General features: G+C 73.9%; 16 protein-coding genes and 1 pseudogene. 10 read left to right on the forward strand and 7 right to left on the reverse strand.

Translation table 11 applies throughout. The annotated features are described in order from the left end of the window. The first annotated feature begins 37 nt into the window (after nt 1–37). A complete protein-coding gene (locus tag KBX63_RS14990) occupies nt 38–1,495 on the forward strand; it encodes a PLP-dependent aminotransferase family protein (protein ID WP_210911672.1) in 1,458 nt (485 codons plus the stop codon). Nucleotides 1,496–1,566: 71 nt separating this feature from the next. On the opposite strand, the gene KBX63_RS14995 is transcribed toward KBX63_RS14990, so the two are convergent. The 3 genes from KBX63_RS14995 to KBX63_RS15005 form a co-directional block, all read right to left on the reverse strand. Continuing rightward, a complete protein-coding gene (locus tag KBX63_RS14995; RefSeq protein WP_210911674.1) occupies nt 1,567–3,393 on the reverse strand; it encodes a long-chain fatty acid--CoA ligase in 1,827 nt (608 codons plus the stop codon). 137 nt (nt 3,394–3,530) lie between these two features. Beyond that, nucleotides 3,531–4,406: a terpene synthase gene (locus KBX63_RS15000; RefSeq protein WP_307871721.1), complete on the reverse strand. Its 876-nt coding sequence runs from the start codon at nt 4,404–4,406 to the stop codon at nt 3,531–3,533. Nucleotides 4,407–4,606: 200 nt separating this feature from the next. Continuing rightward, complete coding sequence (locus tag KBX63_RS15005) at nt 4,607–5,236, reverse strand: TIGR03085 family metal-binding protein (protein ID WP_210911678.1); 630 nt, start codon at nt 5,234–5,236, stop codon at nt 4,607–4,609. Nucleotides 5,237–5,410: 174 nt separating this feature from the next. Between KBX63_RS15005 and KBX63_RS15010 the strand changes: the two genes are divergently transcribed. From KBX63_RS15010 to KBX63_RS15020, 3 genes are all read left to right on the forward strand, one after another. Continuing rightward, nucleotides 5,411–7,294 carry an ABC transporter ATP-binding protein gene (locus KBX63_RS15010; protein WP_210911680.1) on the forward strand — a complete coding sequence of 628 codons (1,884 nt, stop codon included), beginning with the start codon at nt 5,411–5,413 and terminating at the stop codon, nt 7,292–7,294. Further along, a complete protein-coding gene (locus tag KBX63_RS15015) occupies nt 7,291–9,072 on the forward strand; it encodes an ABC transporter ATP-binding protein (protein WP_210911682.1) in 1,782 nt (593 codons plus the stop codon). Before KBX63_RS15010 ends, KBX63_RS15015 begins: the two co-directional genes overlap by 4 nt. Nucleotides 9,073–9,170: 98 nt before the next feature. Then, nucleotides 9,171–9,920, forward strand: a complete 750-nt coding sequence (locus KBX63_RS15020) for a DUF2470 domain-containing protein (RefSeq protein ID WP_210911683.1) — start codon at nt 9,171–9,173, stop codon at nt 9,918–9,920. Nucleotides 9,921–9,950: 30 nt separating this feature from the next. Here KBX63_RS15020 and KBX63_RS15025 read toward each other — a convergent pair whose 3' ends face one another. Genes KBX63_RS15025 through KBX63_RS15035 form a run of 3 tightly spaced genes read right to left on the reverse strand, consistent with a single transcriptional unit; the run spans nt 9,951 to nt 12,132 of the window. Further along, complete coding sequence (locus KBX63_RS15025; RefSeq protein WP_210911685.1) at nt 9,951–10,547, reverse strand: TetR family transcriptional regulator; 597 nt, start codon at nt 10,545–10,547, stop codon at nt 9,951–9,953. 24 nt (nt 10,548–10,571) lie between these two features. Beyond that, nucleotides 10,572–11,327, reverse strand: a complete 756-nt coding sequence (locus tag KBX63_RS15030; RefSeq protein ID WP_121655987.1) for an ABC transporter permease — start codon at nt 11,325–11,327, stop codon at nt 10,572–10,574. A 55-nt stretch (nt 11,328–11,382) separates the two neighbouring features. Next, on the reverse strand, nt 11,383–12,132 hold the full coding sequence (locus KBX63_RS15035) for an ABC transporter ATP-binding protein (RefSeq protein WP_210911687.1): 750 nt from the start codon (nt 12,130–12,132) through the stop codon (nt 11,383–11,385). 548 nt (nt 12,133–12,680) lie between these two features. Between KBX63_RS15035 and KBX63_RS36420 the strand changes: the two are divergent. The 4 genes and pseudogenes from KBX63_RS36420 to KBX63_RS15050 form a co-directional block, all read left to right on the forward strand. Next, nucleotides 12,681–13,004: pseudogene (locus KBX63_RS36420) on the forward strand (phosphoribosyl-AMP cyclohydrolase); the annotation flags it as partial. Nucleotides 13,005–13,184: 180 nt separating this feature from the next. Then, nucleotides 13,185–13,619 carry a phosphoribosyl-AMP cyclohydrolase gene (gene hisI, locus KBX63_RS35205; protein ID WP_307871726.1) on the forward strand — a complete coding sequence of 145 codons (435 nt, stop codon included), beginning with the start codon at nt 13,185–13,187 and terminating at the stop codon, nt 13,617–13,619. Beyond that, nucleotides 13,616–15,169 carry an anthranilate synthase component I gene (locus tag KBX63_RS15045; RefSeq protein ID WP_210911696.1) on the forward strand — a complete coding sequence of 518 codons (1,554 nt, stop codon included), beginning with the start codon at nt 13,616–13,618 and terminating at the stop codon, nt 15,167–15,169. Before hisI ends, KBX63_RS15045 begins: the two co-directional genes overlap by 4 nt. Then, complete coding sequence (locus tag KBX63_RS15050; protein ID WP_210911698.1) at nt 15,166–15,759, forward strand: Trp biosynthesis-associated membrane protein; 594 nt, start codon at nt 15,166–15,168, stop codon at nt 15,757–15,759. Before KBX63_RS15045 ends, KBX63_RS15050 begins: the two co-directional genes overlap by 4 nt. A gap of 44 nt (nt 15,760–15,803) precedes the next feature. On the opposite strand, the gene KBX63_RS15055 is transcribed toward KBX63_RS15050, so the two are convergent. Next, nucleotides 15,804–16,073, reverse strand: a complete 270-nt coding sequence (locus KBX63_RS15055; RefSeq protein WP_210911902.1) for a hypothetical protein — start codon at nt 16,071–16,073, stop codon at nt 15,804–15,806. 474 nt (nt 16,074–16,547) lie between these two features. On the opposite strand from KBX63_RS15055, the gene trpC reads away from it, so the two are divergent. Together trpC and trpB are read left to right on the forward strand one after the other, a co-directional pair. Further along, nucleotides 16,548–17,351: an indole-3-glycerol phosphate synthase TrpC gene (gene trpC / locus KBX63_RS15060; protein WP_210911904.1), complete on the forward strand. Its 804-nt coding sequence runs from the start codon at nt 16,548–16,550 to the stop codon at nt 17,349–17,351. A gap of 38 nt (nt 17,352–17,389) precedes the next feature. Then, nucleotides 17,390–18,628 (forward strand): tryptophan synthase subunit beta, encoded by a 1,239-nt coding sequence (gene trpB / locus KBX63_RS15065; protein WP_074312951.1) that lies wholly within the window; start codon nt 17,390–17,392, stop codon nt 18,626–18,628.

Consider the following 18,628-nt stretch of genomic DNA (forward strand, 5'->3'; position numbering starts at 1 on the left):
CCTCCCGGAGGAAGAAGCCAATATCCGAGGAGTGGCCATGACAGGTCAGGTACGCGGCGTCCAATTGGCCCGTCTGCTCGGGCAGTGGCACGCCCTGCCGGGTCGTCGCCGCAGCCCCGACTACGCCGCCCTGGCCGGCGCGGTACGCGGGCTGCTCGCCGACGGCCGGCTGCCGCTGGGCGTCCGACTGCCGGCGGAACGGGAGCTGGCCGAGGCGCTGCGGATCAGCCGGACCACGGTCACCGCCGCGTACCGGCAGCTGCGCGAGACCGGGCACCTGGCCAGCCGCCGGGGCGCCGGCAGCTGGACCATGCTGCCCGGCAACCACCGGGTGGCCAGCACCGGGCTGTGGACCCCCCTGGACGACCGGGAGATGATCGACCTCGGCGTGGCCGCGCTGGCCGCCCCGCAGCAACTGCTGACCGCCGCCCGCGCGGCCGCCGAGGATCTACCCCGCTACCTGGGCGGGGCCGGCTACCACCCGACCGGAATCATCGAGCTGCGCGAGGCGGTGGCCGACGGGTACACCGCCCGGGGCCTGCCCACCTCGGCCGACCAGATCATGGTCACCAGCGGCACCCAGCACGCGCTGGACCTGGTGCTGCGACTCGCCCTGGCCCCGGGCGGCAGCGTGCTGGTCGAGTCCCCGACCTATCCCAACGCGCTGGCCGCGCTGGCCGGTCGGCGCGCTCGCATCACCACTCACGGCCTGGCCGCCGATGGCGGCGGCTGGGAGTCCGACCTGCTACTGGGCAGCCTCCGGCAGACCCGCCCCAAGCTGGCCTACCTGATCCCGGAGTTCCAGAATCCGACCGGGCACCTGATGCCGGCGTCGCTGCGCGAGCGGGTGGTGGCCGCCGCCCACGCCGTCGGCACCGATCTGATCATCGACGAGTCCTTCGTGGACCTGCCGCTGGACGGCACCGAGCTGCCCCCGCCGACGGCCACCTTCGACCGACACAGCCGGGTGGTCAGCATCGGCGGTATGAGCAAGCCGTACTGGGGTGGCCTGCGGATCGGTTGGGTACGCGCCTCCGCGCCGCAGGTGCAGCGGCTGGCCGCCGTCCGGGTCGGTGTGGACATGGCGAGCCCGGTGCTGGACCAACTGGTCGCCGTGCACCTGCTCGCCGACGCGAAGGCCATCGTCGCGGACCGCCGCACCCAGCTCGCCGCCCAACGGGACGCGCTGCTCGGCGCGCTGGCGCACCGGCTGCCGGACTGGCGGGTCACCGTGCCGCGCGGCGGCGTGACGCTCTGGGCCGAACTGGACGGCCCGGTCTCCAGCGCGCTGGCCCGGGCGGCCGAGGAGGTCGGTGTCCGGCTGGCACCCGGGCCCCGGTTCGGCCTGGACGGCACCCTGGAGCGCTTCCTGCGGCTGCCGTTCACCCTGCCCGCCGCGGATCTGGTCGAGGCCGTCGGGCGGATCGCCGCGGTCCGCTACGACCTGGACCGGACCGGCCGGCAGCGGTGGCGGGAGCCCGCCGTCATCGCCTGAGCCCGGCCGGGCCGCCGGGTGAAACGCCGGTGGCCCCACACCGAACGGGTGCGGGACCACCGGCGGTGCGGTCAGAGCTCTGCGAGGGTGCCGGCGTACATCTTGTCGATCTCGGCGGCGAAGTTGCTCTCCACACCGCGCCGCTTGATCTTCAACGACGGCGTGATCTCGCCGTCCTCGATGGTCAGGTCGCGCGGCAGGATCGCCACCTTCTTGATCGTCTCCCAGCGGTTGAGCTTGGCGTTGAGCTGGGCGACGTACTCCTCGACCATCGCCTTGGCCTCCGGCGAGGCGACGATGGCCGAGTAGTCACGGCCCTCCAGCGGGCCGCCGGCCACCCACCCCCGAATCGCGTCCGGGTCCAGCGTGACCAGCATCGTGCAGAAGTTGCGGGCCTGCCCGACGACGACCGCCTGCGAGGTGTACGGGCAGATCGCCTTGAACATCCCCTCGATGTGCGAGGGCGCGATGTACTTGCCGCCCGAGGTCTTGACCAGGTCCTTCTTCCGGTCGGTGATCCGCAGGTAGCCCTGCTCGTCCAGGCTGCCGATGTCGCCGGTACGGAAGAAGCCGTCCTCGGTGAACGCGGCGGCGGTCTCCTCCGGCAGGTTGTGGTAGCCACGCATCACCGGCCGACCGCGGACCAGGATCTCCCCGTCGGTGTCGATCCGGCACTCCAGGTCGCCCATCGCCTTGCCCACCGTGCCGATCCGCAGCCCGGAGGGCGGGTTGACGAAGTTGCCGGCGCTCGTCTCGGTCAGGCCGTAGCCCTCGGAGATCGGCAGGTTCGCGGCGGCGAAGAAGGTGGCGATCTCCGGGCTGAGCGGGGCGGCGCCGGACACCAGCACCCGCATCCGGCCGCCCAGGCGGGCCTGGAGCTTGCTGAACACGAGCTTCTCCGCCAGTCCGTAGCGCAGCTTCAGCCCTGCCGGCACCGGCTTGCCGGCCTGCTCCAGGGCCACCTTCTCCTTGCCGACCCGGACGCCCCAGGCGAAGATCTTCGCCTTCGCGCCGCCGGCGCCCTGCGCGGTGGTCACCGCCTTGTTGTAGACCTTCTCGAACACCCGGGGGGCGCCGCACATCAGCGTCGGCCGGATCACCGAGAGCAGGTCGACCAGCTTGTCCACCCGCCCGTCGACGTAGGTGGGGAGGCCGACGTGGATGGCGCCGCAGAGCAGGGTCTTGCCGAACGAGTGGGCCAGCGGCAGCCACAGGTACTGCAGGTCGTCGTCGCGGAGCAGCCCGACCTCGGCCTGCGCCACGGCCTCCCAGCACCAGCCGCCGTGCAGCAGCTCGACGCCCTTGGGCCGGCCGGTGGTGCCGGAGGTGTAGATCAGGGTGGCCAGGTGGTCCGGACCGATGCCGGCCACGAGCATGTCGATCAGGTCCGGCTCGGCGGCCAGCGCGCGGGTGCCCCGCTCCTCCAGGTCGGCGAGCGTGAGCTGGGGGACCGCGGCGGTCTCGTCGGCGGCGCCGTCGAGGAGCACCACGTGGGTCAGCGCGGGGAGGTCGGCACCGGCGATCTTGGCGGCCTGGCCCGGGTTCTCCGCGAACAGCACCTTCGAACCGGAGTCGGCGATGATGTAGGTCGCGTCCGCCGGCTCGGTGGTGGGATAGACGGTGGTGGTCGCCCCGCCGGCGCACATGATGCCGAGGTCGGCGATCACCCAGTCCAGGCGGGTGTTGGCGAGGATCGCGACCGGATCCTCCTGGCCGACGCCCAGGCCGTGCAGGCCGGCTGCGACCGCCTTGGCGCGCTGACCGACCTGATGCCAGGTCAGCCAGACGGGGCCCGAGTCGTCCGGGGCCGGGGAAGCGAACGCGTGCCGGTCGGGGGTGGCCGCCACACGCTTGAGGAACATGTCCGGGATGGAGCGGTACGGGACATCGAGAGCCATCGCTGTAGCCGCCTTCGGGGGTGGTGGCGTGACGGTCGTCACGTCATAGTGGTTACCGAAGGGTATTGCCTGTCACCGGGCATCGGCTAGCCCTGGTGATCGTCCGGAGTCCCGTCCCGCCAACCGGTACGGCCGGATCAGGCGTAACGGGCGGCCACCAGTGACCAGTCGTAGGTTGCCCGGATCCAGTTGCGCCGGGCGGCGAGCGCCGAGCGCAACCCCTCGTCCCCACTGGTCAGCAGTGCGTCCTCCGCGGTCAGGTACGCCGCCAGCCCCTGGTTGAACCGGGCCGCCGCCGCCCGCAGCGCACCCGGCTCGTCCGTGTCGGTCTCCTGGGCGATCACCGTCACCAGGTTGTGCGCGTCCGGGTCGGCCCGGCTCTCCTTGCCGTAGGAGAAGAGGTCGTTGCACCAGCAGACCAGGTCCACCGCCAGCAGGTCCAGGGCGGCCAGCGCCGGGTCGGCGTGCCGTCCCGGCTCGGGTGGCTCACCGGACGCCAGTTCGGTCAGGGTGAGGCAGGGGCGCGCGCCGCCGATGTGTCGGCGCAGTTGGACGTACTCCGCCACCTCGGGCACCCGCCGGCGCTCCCGGTTGGCCGCCTCCCAGAGCAGCGCCAGCAGGTACTCCCGTACCTGGCTGACGAACCGCAGCAGCAGCGCCGGGCGGTCGTGCAGCCGGGTCCGGCGGCACAGGTCGTGCAGCGCGTCACCCAGCGGCCCCGCGGCGGGCGGTACGACGTCCGGGTCGCCGCAGCGGTCCAGCACGTCGAGGAGGGTGCCGATCGCCGGGGCGAGCCGGCCCGGGTCGGCGCCGAGGCCGTCCTCGTCGCAGGCGTCGTCCATCACGAAGAGCCAGGAGATCAGGTCGGTGAGCAGCCGCAGCCCGTCCGCCGACCCGTCGGGGCAGGCCCGCCCGGCGAGGCCGGCGGCGTCGGCACGCTGCAGTCGATGGACCCGATGGCTGGAATCGATCAGCCCGAACGCGCGCGCCCACTCGACGCTCTCGCCCGCCACCCGATCCGTGGCTTCATGGCGCCCCGCGGGAAACGGGGGCTCCCGCAGCGCCGAGATCGCGAAAGTCCGCATAGTACGCCCCCACTCGTGCCGCACCGGCGCGGAACGGCGCGGTGAAGCGTACGGGAGAAGGGATCGTTCCGCGTCGCTGGGCGCGACGCTTTCCCATGGAGAGAGCGTGACCGTTTAAGTACAGACAGTCACATGCCCAGGCTGGCGTTGCGGAGCAGTCGCGCGGACGCCGCCGGGCCGTCCAGCTGGACGCGGGCCACCCGTTGCCGGCCGGAGAGGAACAGGGCCAACTCGGCCGGGGCGCCAACCACCCGCAGCCGCTCGCCGCCGCGGCCGGTGGAGATCTCGCCGTACCCCGGCGCCTGCACGTACAGGTCCGCCGGAAAGCGGCGCAGGACCAGTCGGGCCAGCGGGGCGGCCCGCTTCCAGAGCGCGGCCTGCAGGCCGGGTGACAGATCGCGCGGCAACCACCCGGACCCGGCGCGCCGCACGTCCTCGTGGTGGATGAAGAACTCCAGCGTGTTGACCAGTTCGTCGGTCACCGGGTTGCTGACCGGGCTCCACACCGGCGGCCGGCGCACCTGCGCCACCAGGTCGGCGTAGGGCCGGGCGGCAAGACGGCGACGGACCCGTTCGGCGTACCCGCGCAGCGGGGCCAGCATGATTCCGCTGGCCGCGTCCGGGCGGCGCTCCCGCAGCACCAGATGCGCGGCGAGGTCACGGGTCGCCCAGCCCTCGTTGATCGTCGGCGCGTTCGGCCCGAGGGCCAGCAGGAGATCGGCCAGCGCCTCGCGCTCGGCTCGGGCGTACCGCGGCATGGCCCGATCGTAGGCCCGCGGGCCTGCCCGCGCCCGCCGGCGGACACGCGCTCGGCATGGCACGTCTCGTCGCCCTCCGGTACGTGATGGTCGACATATGCGGTCCGGGTCGGCGGGGGTGGTCCGGACCGGTAAGGATGAGGGAGATACTTGTGGCTTACGGCGGGGGAGAGCGTGGCGAGCAAGACAAGTCGGGATGTGCTCGGCCGGGGGCTGGGGGTCCTCCGGCAGGCGATCCGGGAGCAGCCACGGATCTTCGCGGTGGCGGTGGTCGGCAGCGTGCTGTTCGGCTCGATGGTCATCGTCAGCGCGTACGTGGTCGGCGGGGTCGTCGGCGACGTGGTGGTGCCGGCCATCGCGCGGGGCGAGGTGGCCACCGGCAGCCTGGCGCTGGCCGCGATCGCCCTGTTCGGCATCAGCGTGCTGCGGGTGGTGGGCATCTTCGGCCGCCGGCTCGGTGCCGGCTACATGCAGTACCGCCTCCAGGCCGCCTACCGCCGCCGGGTCACCCGCCGCTACCTGGACCTGCCGCTGTCCTGGCACCACCGCAACGCCACCGGCACCCTGCTCTCCAACGCCAACTCGGACGTCGAGGCGGCGTGGTACCCGATCGCGCCGCTGCCCTTCGCGGTCGGCACCCTGGTGATGCTGGTCGGCGCGATCGTCTCGCTGTTCGCCACCGACTGGGCGCTGGCCCTGGTCGGCCTCGCGGTCTTTCCCGCGCTGTTCGCGCTCAACGTGGTCTACTCCCGCCGCATGGCGCCCCGGCAGGCCCGGGCGCAGCGGCTGCGCGCCGAGGTCAGCGGGATCGCCCACGAGAGCTTCGACGGCGCCATGGTGGTCAAGACGATGGGCCGTGAGGCGCAGGAGACCGCCCGGTTCGCCGGCCGGGCCGGCGAGCTGCGCGACGCGCTGATCGCGGTCGGTCGGCTGCGCGGCGTCTTCGATCCGCTGCTGGAGACGCTGCCCAGCCTCGGCACCCTGGCGGTGCTGGTCGTCGGGGCGTTCCGGCTGCGCCAGGGCGCGATCAGCGTCACCGAACTGGTCAGCGTGGCGTTCCTCTTCACCGTGCTGGCCTTTCCGGTGCGGGCCATCGGCTGGGTGCTGGCCGAACTGCCGCGCAGCGTCGCCGGCTGGGACCGGGTCCGCCGGGTGCTCGACGCCACCGGCGAGATGCCGTACGGGCGGCGGGTGCTCGACCCGGCCACCGCGGGCCCGGCCACCCTCACCTTCACCGACGTGCACTTCTCCTACCCGCCGGCCGAGGCGCACGAGCCCGGCGCGCAGGTGCTCGGTGAGGTCGGCTTCACGGTGCCCGCCGGGCGGACGGTGGCCCTGGTGGGGCCGACCGGCGCCGGGAAGTCCACCATCGCCTCGCTGGCGGTGCGCCTGGTCGACCCGGACACCGGCATCGTCCGGCTGGACGGGCTGGACACGCGCGAGCTGACTGCCGCGTCGCTGGCCGGCACGGTCGCCCTAGTCGCCCAGGTGCCGTTCGTCTTCGACGACACGGTTCGCGCCAACATCGCCCTCGACCGGCCGGGCATCGACGACGAGGACGTCTGGGCGGCGCTGCGGCTGGCCGAGGCGGACGGGTTCGTCGCGGCGCTGCCCGACGGTCTGGACACGATGGTCGGCGAGCGGGGCACCTCGCTCTCCGGCGGGCAGCGGCAGCGGCTCACCCTGGCCCGCGCGCTGGCCGGCCGGCCGCGCCTGCTGGTGCTCGACGACGCGACGAGCGCGGTGGACCCCCGGGTGGAGGCGGCCATCCTGGCCGGTCTGCGCTCGTCGGCGGGTGAGCCGGGGGTGCCGGCCGCGTCGATCCTGGTCGTGGCGTACCGCCGGGCCACCATCGCGCTGGCCGACGAGGTCATCTACGTGGAGCAGGGGCGGGTGATCGCCCGGGGCACGCACACCGAGCTGTTGGCCACCGTGCCCGGCTACGTCGACCTGGTCACCGCCTACGAGCAGGCGGAGGTCGAGCGCGCGCAGGAGCGTCCGTACGAGGACGAGGTCGCGCCGCTGCCCTCGGGCCTGGAAATCGAGGTGGACCGGTGAGCGCGAAGACGGATGAGCGGGACGAGCGGGCCGAGACGACCTGGCAGACCCTGCGGCGGGGGTTGTCGCTCTCGCCGGAGCTGCGGACCGGGCTGGCGGGCACCCTGGCCCTGGCGCTGGTCTACATGGTCGGCCGGGTCGCCGTGCCGGTCGCCGTGCAGCAGGGCATCGACCGCGGCATCGTCGGTGGTCTGAACCTGAACGTGGTCTGGTCGGTGGTGGTGATCACCGCCGCGATCCTCATGGTCACCACGCTCTGCGGCTACCTGATGATGCGCCGGTTGTTCACCGTCAGCGAGACGGCGCTGGCCAACGTGCGGACGAGGGCGTTCCGGCACGTGCACGACCTGTCGATGCTGCACCAGCAGTCGGAGCGGCGCGGGTCGCTGGTCTCCCGGGTGACCAGCGACGTCGACCAGATCACCCAGTTCCTCCAGTGGGGTGGGGTGATCCTGCTGGTCAACCTCGGCCAGCTGGTGGTCACCACGATCGTCATGCTCGCGTACTCCTGGCAGTTGACCCTGGTGGTGCTGGTGGCGTTCCTGCCGGCGGTGTTCATCATCCGGCAGCTGCAACGTCGCCTCGGCGCGGCGTACGCGACGGTGCGTCAGCGCACCGGCACGCTGCTCGGCGCGATCGGTGAGAGCGTGGTGGGCGCGCCGGTGATCCGGGCGTACGGGATCGCGGGGCGCACCGCGCGGCGGCTGGACGAGGCCATCGACAGCCAGCGCCTGGCGCAGCAGCGGGCGATCCGGATCAGCATCGTGGGCAGCTCGGTCGGCGAGCTGGCCGCCGGGGTGGCGCTGGCCGGCGTGGTGGTGCTCGGGGTGACGCTGGGGGTGGACGGCACGCTGTCGATCGGCCAGCTGACCGCGTTCCTCTTCCTGGTGACGCTCTTCATCCAGCCGGTGCAGATCGCCACCGAGGTGCTCAACGAGGCGCAGAACGCGATCGCGGGCTGGCGCCGGGTGCTCGACGTGCTGGACGTCGCCCCCGACGTGGCCGACCCGGGGGAGCAGGGGCGGGAGCTGCCGGGCGGGCCACTGGACATCCGGTTCGCCGGGGTGCGGTTCGCCTATCCGGCCGGCCCTCCGGTGCTGCACGACATCGACCTGGAGATCCCGGCGAAGAGCCGGGTGGCGGTGGTCGGCGAGACCGGCAGCGGCAAGACCACCTTCGCGAAGCTGCTCACCCGGTTGATGGATCCGTCGGAGGGTGCCGTGCTGCTGTCCGGGGTGCCGCTGGCGGAGGTCCGGTTCGACTCGCTGCGCTCCCGTGTGGTGATGGTCCCGCAGGACGGGTTCCTCTTCGACGCGACGGTGGGGGACAACGTCCGGTTCGCCCGGCCGGAGCTGACCGACGAGCAGCTCAGCGCCGCCTTCACCGAGCTGGGCCTGGCGGACTGGCTGGACGGCCTGCCGGCCGGCCTGGACACTCCGGTCGGCGAGCGCGGTGAGGCGCTCAGCGTCGGGGAGCGGCAGCTGGTCGCGCTGGCGCGGGCGTACGTGGCCGACCCGGACCTGCTGGTGCTGGACGAGGCGACCAGCGCGGTGGACCCGGCGACCGAGGTGCGCCTGCAACGCACCCTGGACGCGGTCACCCGAGGTCGCACCACCCTGGCCATCGCGCACCGGCTCTCCACGGCGCAGGCCGCCGACGAGGTGATCGTGGTCGATCGGGGGCGGATCGTGCAGCGTGGCCCGCACGACGAGCTGGTCCGCGACGCCGACTCGACCTACGGTCTGCTCTACGCCTCCTGGCTGGAGCAGACCCGGTAACGGACCGGCGTCCACCTGCACCGGGATGGCTGGACGCCGCCGGCCGAGTGCTCTACGCTCCGAGTTAGGTAAGCCTAACCTCTGAAGGAGGTCGCGCCATGCGGCCCAGCCCCGCCGAGATCGTTCGTACCCTCGTCGCCGGCCGGCTGCCCGGTCTCGTCCACCTGGCCCACCGGCCGGGCCCGCACCACGCCCGGCACGTGACCGACCCGGACGGTCGGGTGCTGCTGCTGGTCCCGGTGGCCAGCCACCTGGCCGCCGCACTGCGGCCGGCCGCCGGGGGCGCCGACGTCGCGGTGGTGCTCGACGTGCTCGACCTGCCACCCGCGGCCGGCGCCCCGGGGCTCGGGCGGGCCTGGGTCTCCGGATGGGCCGCCGAGCTGCACGGCGCCGAGGCCCGCCGCGCGGCGGTCGACTTCGCCGTGGTGGAGCCGACCGGCGATCTGCTCGACCTGGGCGTCCGGTTCCGGCTGTTCCGCTTCGAGGTGGTCGAGGTCCGCTGGGAGCGGGCCGGCGCCGTGCAGCGGATCGACCCGGGGGAGTACGCCGAGGCAGAGCCGGACCCGGTGCATCCGGTCGAGGCGCGGCTGCTGGCCGACCTCACGGAGCGCGACGCCGGCCAGGTGACCGAGTACCTGCGTCGGCAGCTCGGGTTGACCGAGCAGACCCCGGACGGGCCGCCGCGGGTGGTGCGCATCGACCGCTACGGGCTGGTGGTCGCCCTCGGCCGTCCCGGCGCCCGGCGGCGGGTCCGGCTCGCCTTCCCGTGCCCGGTGGCCGACCCGGACGACCTGGTCCGGCTGCTTCCGCCGCTGCGCCGCCGTGCCGAGGCCCGTCCGCCGGGCTGACCGCTCGCCGGCCCCCGGCGGGTGCGGGCGCTACGCCGGCAGCGACCCGGTCAGGTACCGCTGCACGGTCGGGCCGATGGCCGCGACCAGCGTCTCCGGGTCGGCGGACGCCACCGGCTCCAGTCGGATCACGTGCCGCATCATGCCCAACCCGATCAGCTGGGTGGCGACCAGCGAGCCGCGCAGCGGCAGCTCGGCAGGGTCGACATCGAGCTGGTCGAGCACCCGGCGCAGCACCTGCGTGGTGATGAACTCGCGCAGCAACCGCGCCGTCCACTCGTTGCTCACCGCAGAGCGCAGCAGGGCCACCCCGGCGCTGCCGACCGGCGAGTCCCAGACGCCGAGGAAGGTGCGGACCAGCCGCTCGCCGATCCCGTCCTGACCGCCCGCGAGCACCCTCGGCACCACCTCCCCCGGGTCGACGGGAAAGTTCATCGCGGCCAGGAAGAGCTGGTCCTTGCTGCCGAAGTAGTGGTGCACCAGCGCCGGGTCCACCCCGGCGGTGCCGGCGATGGCGCGGATCGAGGCCGCGTCGAAGCCACGCTCGGCGAACGCCGCCCGTGCCGCGTCGAGGATCGCCTCCCGGGTGCCCTGGTTGCCGGGTCGCCGGCCGGTCCGCCGCGCCATCGCCGCCCTTCGTTCGCCCGCCGGTCAGCCGCTCCGCCGGCGCAGGGTGGCCGCCGCGAGCACCAGAGCCAGCACCACCGCACCGAGCACCACCACCACGTCCCGCCACATCGTGCCGGTCGGCTCGGCGTTGGCGCCGACCTCCTGCAACGCCTCGATGGCGTACGACAGCGGGAAGGCGTCGCTCAGCGCCTGGAGCCAGCCGGCCATCTGGTCGCGGGCCACGAACAGCCCGCAGAGCAGCAGCTGGGGGACCACCACGACCGGCAGGAACTGTACTGCCTGGAACTCGGTGCGGGCGAAGGCGCTGCAGAACAGCCCGAGGGCGACGCCGAGCACCGCGTCGATCACGGCGATCCCGATCACCAGCCCGCTGCTGCCGGCGGTGTCCAGGTCGAAGATCCAGTACGCCACACCGGCGGCGACCGCGGCCTGCACGGCGGCGGCCAGCCCGAAGGCGATGCCGTAGCCGAAGAGCAGGTCGAGCTTGCCCAGCGGAGTGGTGAGCAGCCGCTCCAGGGTGCCGGACGTGCGCTCGCGGAGCATGGCGATGCTGGTCACCAGGAACATGATCACGAACGGGAAGATGCCGAGCATCACCAGCGCGATCCGGTCGAACGCCGACGGCTGGCCGGGCGGGGTCGGCTGGTCGGCGTACATGAAGTAGACCAGGGTGAGCAGGGCGGACGGCACCACCACGAGCAGCGCGATGGTGCGCCGGTCGTGCCGGAGCTGGCGCAGGATGCGGCCCGTGGTGGCCGCCAGGATCCGCGGGTTCATGACATGTCTCCAGTTCGTGAACGCGGGGCTCGCAGGCCCGGCTCACTCCTCGCGCTCACGATGCCTCCCGTCCGGCCGTCGCAGCGGTGGGGCCCGACTCGCCGGCCCGGATCAGCCGCAGGAACGCCTCGTCGAGGTCGTCCACGCCAGCGGCGGCGCGGATCGCGGCCGGGCTGTCATCCGCGATCAGCCGTCCCTCCCGGATCAGCAGCAGGCGGTCGCAGCGGGCCGCCTCGTCCATCACGTGGCTGGACACCAGCAGGGTGGTGCCGGCGGCGGCCATCGCGTGGAACCGGGCCCACAGGTCGGCCCGCAGCACCGGGTCCTGACCGACGGTCGGCTCGTCGAGGATGACCAGCTCCGGCTCACCGACGAGGGCGCAGGCCAGCGATGCCCGGCTGCGCTGGCCGCCGGACAGGGTGCCGACCAGCTGACCGGCCGCCCGGGCCAGCCCGACGTCGCTGATCGCCTGGTCGGCCTCGGCGCGACCCCGCCCGTGCAGGGCCGCGAAGTACCGGGCGTTCTCCCGCACGGTCAGGTCGGCGTAGACGCTCGGCGCCTGGGTCAGATAGCCCACCTGGTGCCGCAGCGCGGGGGAGCCGGCCGGCAGGCCCAGCACGGTGACCGTCCCGCCGGTGACCACCTGCACCCCGACGACCGCGCGCATGAACGTCGTCTTGCCGCTGCCGCTGGGGCCGAGCAGCCCGGTCACGGCACCGCGCGGGACGGTGCAGCTGATGCCGTCCAGCACCCGCCGCCCGCCCCGGTCCACGAGCAGGTCGTGGACCGCTATCGCGTCGTCCATCACGCACCTCCGGGGAAACTCATCATGTGTTGAACTTAACGCTAGATGAGATACCGACCCCTGCGCAACGCTCGATCTCCGCCCGTCGCTACGCCGATCATGAGAACGGGCAGTACCCTCCGGACCGGACACCAGGTCCGCCAACGGGCATTGCGCACCGATGGGGCGTACGGCACGATGGCGCCGTGGGTCACGCTCCGTTACCGGACAGCGGGTTTCTCGAAGACTGGGCCGCGCGGTTGCGGCAGGCGGCCGAGCGACCCGTCGTCGGCATCCTGCTGCGCGGCAGTCACGCCCGGCAGGCCGCCACCACCCACAGCGACGTCGACCTCGACGTGCTGGTCGGTGGCGCCCCGTACCAGGCACGCCGGGCGTACCTGGCCGAGTCCGCCGGCCGCCTCACCCACGTCTCGGTGGCCGCCCGGGACGTCCGCTCCTGGGTGCACCGGCTCGGCGAGCCGGCCGACTGGGCCTTCGGGCTGCCGGTCACCGCACCGGCGCGGCTGCTCTGGGCCGACCCGCACTGGCGGCCCCGCATCGACCTGCCGGTGCTCTGCCAGCCCGCCGAACCGCCCCGGCTGGAGGAGCTGATCGCCACGCTGGGTAAGGCCGCCGCCGCCCGGGCCGCCGACGACCGCCTCGGCGTACGGCTGGCGGTGGCCGACCTGGCGCGGCTCTGCCCGTCGGTGCTGCGCCCGGCCAACCCGTCGGTGCGGGTGTTCTCCCGCCGGGCGGCCTTCGCGGCGGCCCTGGAGCTGCCGGTCGCCCCGCCCCGCTACCGGGAGGACATGCTGCTCTGCCTCGGGCTGCGCCCGGGCTCCACCGGGCAGCTCTGGGCGGGCGCCGTGCGGCTGGTCGCCGGAACGCTGCCGCTGATCCGCCCGTACGCCGAGGAGATCGCCGAAGCGGCCGGCGGCGACCTGGCGGACGCCCTGGTAGACGGCCGGCTCGACCGCTACGTCGCTCAGCTGGCCCGGCCCGCCGACCACCCGCCGCGGCCCCGGCGGGAGCCGTCGCCGGTACCCGCGCCGCGTGCGGGACAATGGGTCACTGTGCCCGTACCTGACGCGCCGGTGACCGGCGTCCCCAGCGATCCGACCGGCCCGACGGCGCCCGCGCCGGCCCGCCCGTCCCAGCTCGACCCGGCCATCGCGGCCCGCCTACGCCGCACCGCCGACGGCCTGGTCGCCGTCGTGGTCCGCGCGCACGACAGCGGCGAGGTGCTGATGGTCGCCTGGATGGACGACGAGGCGCTGCACCGCACCCTCACCACCGGCCGGGCCACCTACTGGTCGCGCAGCCGGCGCGAATACTGGGTCAAGGGCGCCACCTCCGGGCACCACCAGTACGTCCGCTCGGTCGCACTGGACTGCGACGGGGACGCGCTGCTGGTCAGCGTCGACCAGGTCGGTGCCGCCTGCCACACCGGTCACCGGACGTGCTTCTTCACCGAGCTGCCCGTCACCGGCCCGGAGGCCCGCCCATGACCGACGGCGCGGTGAGCCCCGACCTGGCCACCTTCACCGAGCTGGCCGCCCACTGGCGGGTCGTACCGGTCACCCGGCGGCTGCTGGCCGACGCGGAGACCCCGGTCGGGGTCTACCGCAAGCTGGCCGGGGGGCCCGGCACGTTCCTGCTCGAGTCAGCCGAGCAGGGCGTCGGCTCGGCCGGCATGGCCTGGTCGCGGTACTCGTTCATCGGGGTACGCAGCAGCGCCACGCTGGTCGAGCGGGACGGCGTGGCGACCTGGCTCGGCCAACCGCCGGCCGGGCTGCCCACCGACGGCGACCCGGTGCGGGTGCTGCGGGAGACCGTCGCGGCGCTGGCCGGCCCGACCGGGGACCCGTCCAGCGGGCTGCCGCCGCTGACAGGGGGCATGGTCGGCTACCTCGGCTACGACCTCGTCCGTCGCTTCGAGCGGCTGCCCCAGCTGACCGAGGACGACCTGGGCGTGCCGGAGCTGGGCATGATGCTCGCCACCGACCTGGTGGTGCTCGACCACTACGACGGTTCGGCCCTCCTGGTCGCCAACGCGGTGCTGCCGCCGCTGGACGCCCCGGACCGCGCCGCGCAGGTCGCCGCCGCGTACCACCACGCGGTGGGCCGGCTGGACGCGATGACGACCGCGCTGTCCCGGCCCATCCCGCCGATGATCTCCACCGTCGAGCGTCCGCCGGCCGGTGAGGTGCTCTGCCGTACGCCCGACGGGGGTTACCCGAAGGCGGTGGAGGCGGCCAAGGAGGCGATCCGGGCCGGCGAGTGCTTCCAGATCGTCCTCTCCCAGCGCTTCGAGCGGTCGACGCACGCCGACCCGCTGGACGTGTACCGGGTGCTGCGCACCAGCAACCCCAGCCCGTACATGTACCTGCTGCGCTTCGACGGGTTCGACATCGTCGGCTCGTCCCCGGAGGCGCACCTGAAGGTCTCCGGCGGTGCGGACGGGCGTCGCCGGGCCCTGCTGCACCCGATCGCCGGCACCCGGCCGCGCGGGGGCACACCGGCCGCCGACGCCGGGCTCGCCGCCGAGCTGCTCGCCGACCCGAAGGAACGGGCCGAGCACGTGATGCTGGTCGACCTGGGCCGCAACGACCTGGGCCGGGTCTGCCAGCCGGGCAGCGTGGAGGTGCCCGAGTTCGCCACCATCGAGCGGTACAGCCACGTGATGCACATCGTCTCCACCGTGACCGGCACGCTGCGTGACGATCGCACCGCGTTCGACGCGCTCGCCGCGACGTTCCCGGCCGGCACACTCTCCGGTGCGCCGAAGGTGCGGGCCATGGAGATCATCGAGGAACTGGAGCCGGTCCGCCGCGGCCTCTACGGCGGCACGGTCGGCTACTTCGGCTTCGGCGGCGACCTGGACATGGCGATCGCCATCCGGACCGCGCTGATCCGTGACGGCCGCGCCTACGTGCAGGCCGGCGCGGGGGTGGTCGCCGACTCGGACCCGGCCGCCGAGGATCAGGAGACCCGCAACAAGGCCGCCGCCGTGCTGGCCGCGATCGCGGCCGCCGAGACGTTGCGGCCGGCCCGGTGACCGGCCCGACGCAACCACCCGACCGGCCCGCGGCGGGCCGGCGTCGGCTGACGTACGCCGTGCTGCTCTGTCTCGCCGGCGCGGGCCTGGCGCTGTGGGCGTCGACCCGGAGCTGGTCGGTCGAGCTGACCGTGCGCCCGGCGCCGCTGCCGCCGGTGCGCGACGCGCGCAGCGGTGCCGCCCTGCTGCCGTGGCTGCCGGCGCTGGCCCTGGTCACGCTGGCTGGCGGCGGCGCGGTGCTGGCCACCCGCGGCCGGCTGCGGCGGCTGCTGGGCGTTCTGCTCGGCCTGCTCGGTCTGGCCGTGGCGGCCGGCGGCGGGTACGGGCTGGTCACCGATATCGACGGGGTGGTGAGCCGGCAGTGGCCGGCGCTCTGCCTGCTCGGCGGCCTGCTGGCCGCGGCGGGCGGCGGGTGGACCGCGCTGCGTGGCGGCGGCTGGCCGGCGATGGGCGCCCGGTACGAGCGGCCGGCGCTGACCAGCCCGCCGAGCGCACCGCCGGAGGCCGGACCGGCCGGACCGATGGCCGGGCGGCGGACCACCGAGGCGTGGGACGCGCTGGACCGGGGCGAGGACCCGACGACCGGCTGACCCGACCACCGGCCGACCCGCCGGCCGCTGCGGCCGGCGGGTGGTCAGCCGACCGGTTGACGCTCCCGCTGCTGGCGGCGGGCGGCGGCGCGGGCGGCCGTCAACTCGGCCACCAGGCGGTCCAGTTCGGCGCGCTGGTCGGCGCGGGCCCGGTCGGCGCAGACCGCCTCCCAGGCGTTGCCGCGCGCGGTCCGCATCCGCCCCTCGCCGACCACGGCCCGCTCGAGTGTGTGCACCACCCCCACGGCGAGAGACGCCACCGTCCGCGAGAGGGTGGTCAGCCCGATGCTGGGGGTCGGCTCGGAAATGCTCATGGTCACCTCGCACGAGGAGTTGGCGACGGTCGGGCAGGCGCGCCATCGAGTCTGCCCGAGGACGATGCTGGCCGGCTGACGTTTCGCCGGGGTGACCGCCCGGTCAACTGTCCCGCCCCGGCCGCGACCAGGCACCGGCCGTTCGGCCTTGAGCTTGCTCACAGCATCGACAAGTTTCACTGCCATCGTGCGCCGGGTGGCATGATCGGTGGATCGGCCCGGCGCGATCGGGCCGCCAGGCTCTCGTCGTACGACGCTGGCGATGCCGGAGGTGGCACTGAGTGACATCCCGTTCACGGCAAGTCGGCCATTATGCCGCAGCCCTTTTCGTGAGCAGCGCCATACCCCCGGCTCCCGGCTCCGGTCGGCTGCCCCTAGCATCGGCCCATGACACCCGGAGAGGGGAGTCCGACGGTGACTGATGAGCATGCGCACGCGGAGGGGGCCGAAGCCGTTCAGGCGGCGTCCGTAAGCGTGCTCGACGAGATCCTGGCTGGCGTACGCGAGGACGTCGCCCGGCGCCAGGAACAGGTTCCGCTGGAGCGGATCCGTGAACTGGCAGTGGCGGCGCCGCCGCCGCTGGACGCGTACGCGGCGCTGCGCAAGCCCGGCGTCGCGGTGATCGCCGAGGTCAAGCGCTCCTCGCCGTCCAAGGGCCGCCTGGCCGAGATCGCCGATCCGGCCGACCTCGCCGTCGACTACGCCTCCGGCGGGGCGCGGGCGATCAGCGTGCTCACCGAGGGGCGCTGGTTCGGCGGTTCGCTGGACGACCTGGCGGCCGTCCGGGCCGCGGTCACCGTTCCGGTGCTGCGCAAGGACTTCGTGGTTTCCAGCTACCAGGTGCACGAGGCGCGTGCGCACGGCGCCGACCTGGTCCTGCTGATCGTCGCCGCGCTCGAGCAGAACGTGCTGATGGGCCTGCTGGAGCGGATCGAGTCGCTGGGCATGACGGCGCTGGTCGAGGTGCACGACGAGGAGGAGGCCGACCGGGCCATGGAGGCCGGCGCGCAGGTGATCGGGGTCAACGCCCGTGACCTGCGTACCCTGGAGGTTGACCGGTCGGTGTTCGAGCGGATCGCGCCCGGTCTGCCCAGCAGCGTCGTCAAGATCGCCGAATCTGGCGTCCGCGGCCCGCACGACCTGATCCGGTACGCCTCCGCGGGGGCCGACGCGGTCCTCGTCGGCGAGGGCCTGGTCACGCAGAAGAGCCCCCGGGAGGCGGTGGCCGAGCTGGTCAACGCCGGTAACCACCCGGCGACGCCCCGGCCGGTGCGCTGACCTCGCGCCGGTCCGACGCCCCACCGAGAGGATTTCCGATGAGCGCCGACGCGCTGGCCCCGGTGGCCGGTACGCAGCCCGACTCCGCCGGCCACTTCGGCCGCTTCGGCGGTCGATTCGTGCCCGAGGCCCTGGTGGCCGCGCTGGACGAGCTCGACGGGGCGTGGCGCACGGCAATGGCGGACGAGTCCTTCCGGGCCGAGTTCGGCGCGCTGCTGCGCGACTACGCCGGTACCCCGTCGCTGCTCTACGAGGCCCGGCGATTCTCCGCGAAGGTCGGCGCGCGGGTGCTGCTCAAGCGCGAGGACCTCAACCACACCGGGGCGCACAAGGTGCGCAACGTGCTCGGCCAGGCGCTGCTCACCAAGCGGATGGGCAAGACCCGGGTGATCGCGGAGACCGGCGCGGGCCAGCACGGCGTGGCCACCGCGACCGCCGCCGCCCTCTTCGACCTGGAGTGCGTGGTCTACATGGGCCAGGTCGACACCGAGCGGCAGGCGCTCAACGTGGCCCGGATGCGGATGCTCGGCGCCACCGTCGTCCCGGTCACCACCGGCTCGCGCACCCTCAAGGACGCGATGAACGAGGCGATGCGCGACTGGGTGGCCAACGTCGACGAGACGCACTACCTGATCGGCACCGCCGCCGGGCCGCACCCGTTCCCGGCGATGGTCCGTGACTTCGTCCGCGGCATCGGCGACGAGGCCCGCCAGCAGTGCCTGGACCTCACCGGTGCGCTGCCGGACGCGGTCACCGCCTGCGTCGGCGGCGGCTCCAACGCCCTGGGCATCTTCCACGCCTTCGTGGGCGACCCGGACGTGCGGCTGTACGGCTTCGAGGCCGGTGGCGACGGCGTGGCCACCGGTCGCCACGCGGCCAGCATCACCGGCGGCTCGGCCGGCGTGCTGCACGGCACCCGCACGTACGTGTTGCAGGACGCCGACGGGCAGACGCTGGAGTCGCACTCGATCTCCGCCGGGCTGGACTACCCGGGCGTCGGGCCCGAGCACGCCTGGTTGCACGACACCGGCCGGGCCAGCTACCAGCCGGTCACGGACGACGAGGCGATGGCCGCGTTCGAGCTGCTCTGCCGCACCGAGGGGATCATCCCGGCGATCGAGAGCGCACACGCCCTCGCCGGCACCGTCGCGCTGGCCCCGAAGCTCGCCGCCGAGCTGGGCCGGGAGCCCACCATCGTGGTCAACCTCTCCGGGCGGGGCGACAAGGACGTGCACACCGCCGGCGACTACTTCGGCATCCTCGACAAGGAGCGGTGA

The sequence above is a fragment of the Micromonospora sp. U21 genome (genome assembly GCF_018070045.1).
GTDB lineage: Bacteria > Actinomycetota > Actinomycetes > Mycobacteriales > Micromonosporaceae > Micromonospora.

Excerpts from the sequence above, each read along its gene's own strand:
- KBX63_RS14990 (WP_210911672.1), top strand. The coding sequence starts at position 38 with ATGACAGGTCAGGTACGCGGCGTCCAATTGGCCCGTCTGCTCGGGCAG.
- KBX63_RS14995 (WP_210911674.1), bottom strand. The coding sequence starts at position 3,393 with ATGGCTCTCGATGTCCCGTACCGCTCCATCCCGGACATGTTCCTCAAG.
- KBX63_RS15005 (WP_210911678.1), bottom strand. The coding sequence starts at position 5,236 with ATGCCGCGGTACGCCCGAGCCGAGCGCGAGGCGCTGGCCGATCTCCTG.
- KBX63_RS15020 (WP_210911683.1), top strand. The coding sequence starts at position 9,171 with ATGCGGCCCAGCCCCGCCGAGATCGTTCGTACCCTCGTCGCCGGCCGG.
- KBX63_RS15025 (WP_210911685.1), bottom strand. The coding sequence starts at position 10,547 with ATGGCGCGGCGGACCGGCCGGCGACCCGGCAACCAGGGCACCCGGGAG.
- KBX63_RS15030 (WP_121655987.1), bottom strand. The coding sequence starts at position 11,327 with ATGAACCCGCGGATCCTGGCGGCCACCACGGGCCGCATCCTGCGCCAG.
- KBX63_RS15035 (WP_210911687.1), bottom strand. The coding sequence starts at position 12,132 with ATGGACGACGCGATAGCGGTCCACGACCTGCTCGTGGACCGGGGCGGG.
- KBX63_RS15045 (WP_210911696.1), top strand. The coding sequence starts at position 13,616 with ATGACCGACGGCGCGGTGAGCCCCGACCTGGCCACCTTCACCGAGCTG.
- KBX63_RS15055 (WP_210911902.1), bottom strand. The coding sequence starts at position 16,073 with ATGAGCATTTCCGAGCCGACCCCCAGCATCGGGCTGACCACCCTCTCG.
- trpB (WP_074312951.1), top strand. The coding sequence starts at position 17,390 with ATGAGCGCCGACGCGCTGGCCCCGGTGGCCGGTACGCAGCCCGACTCC.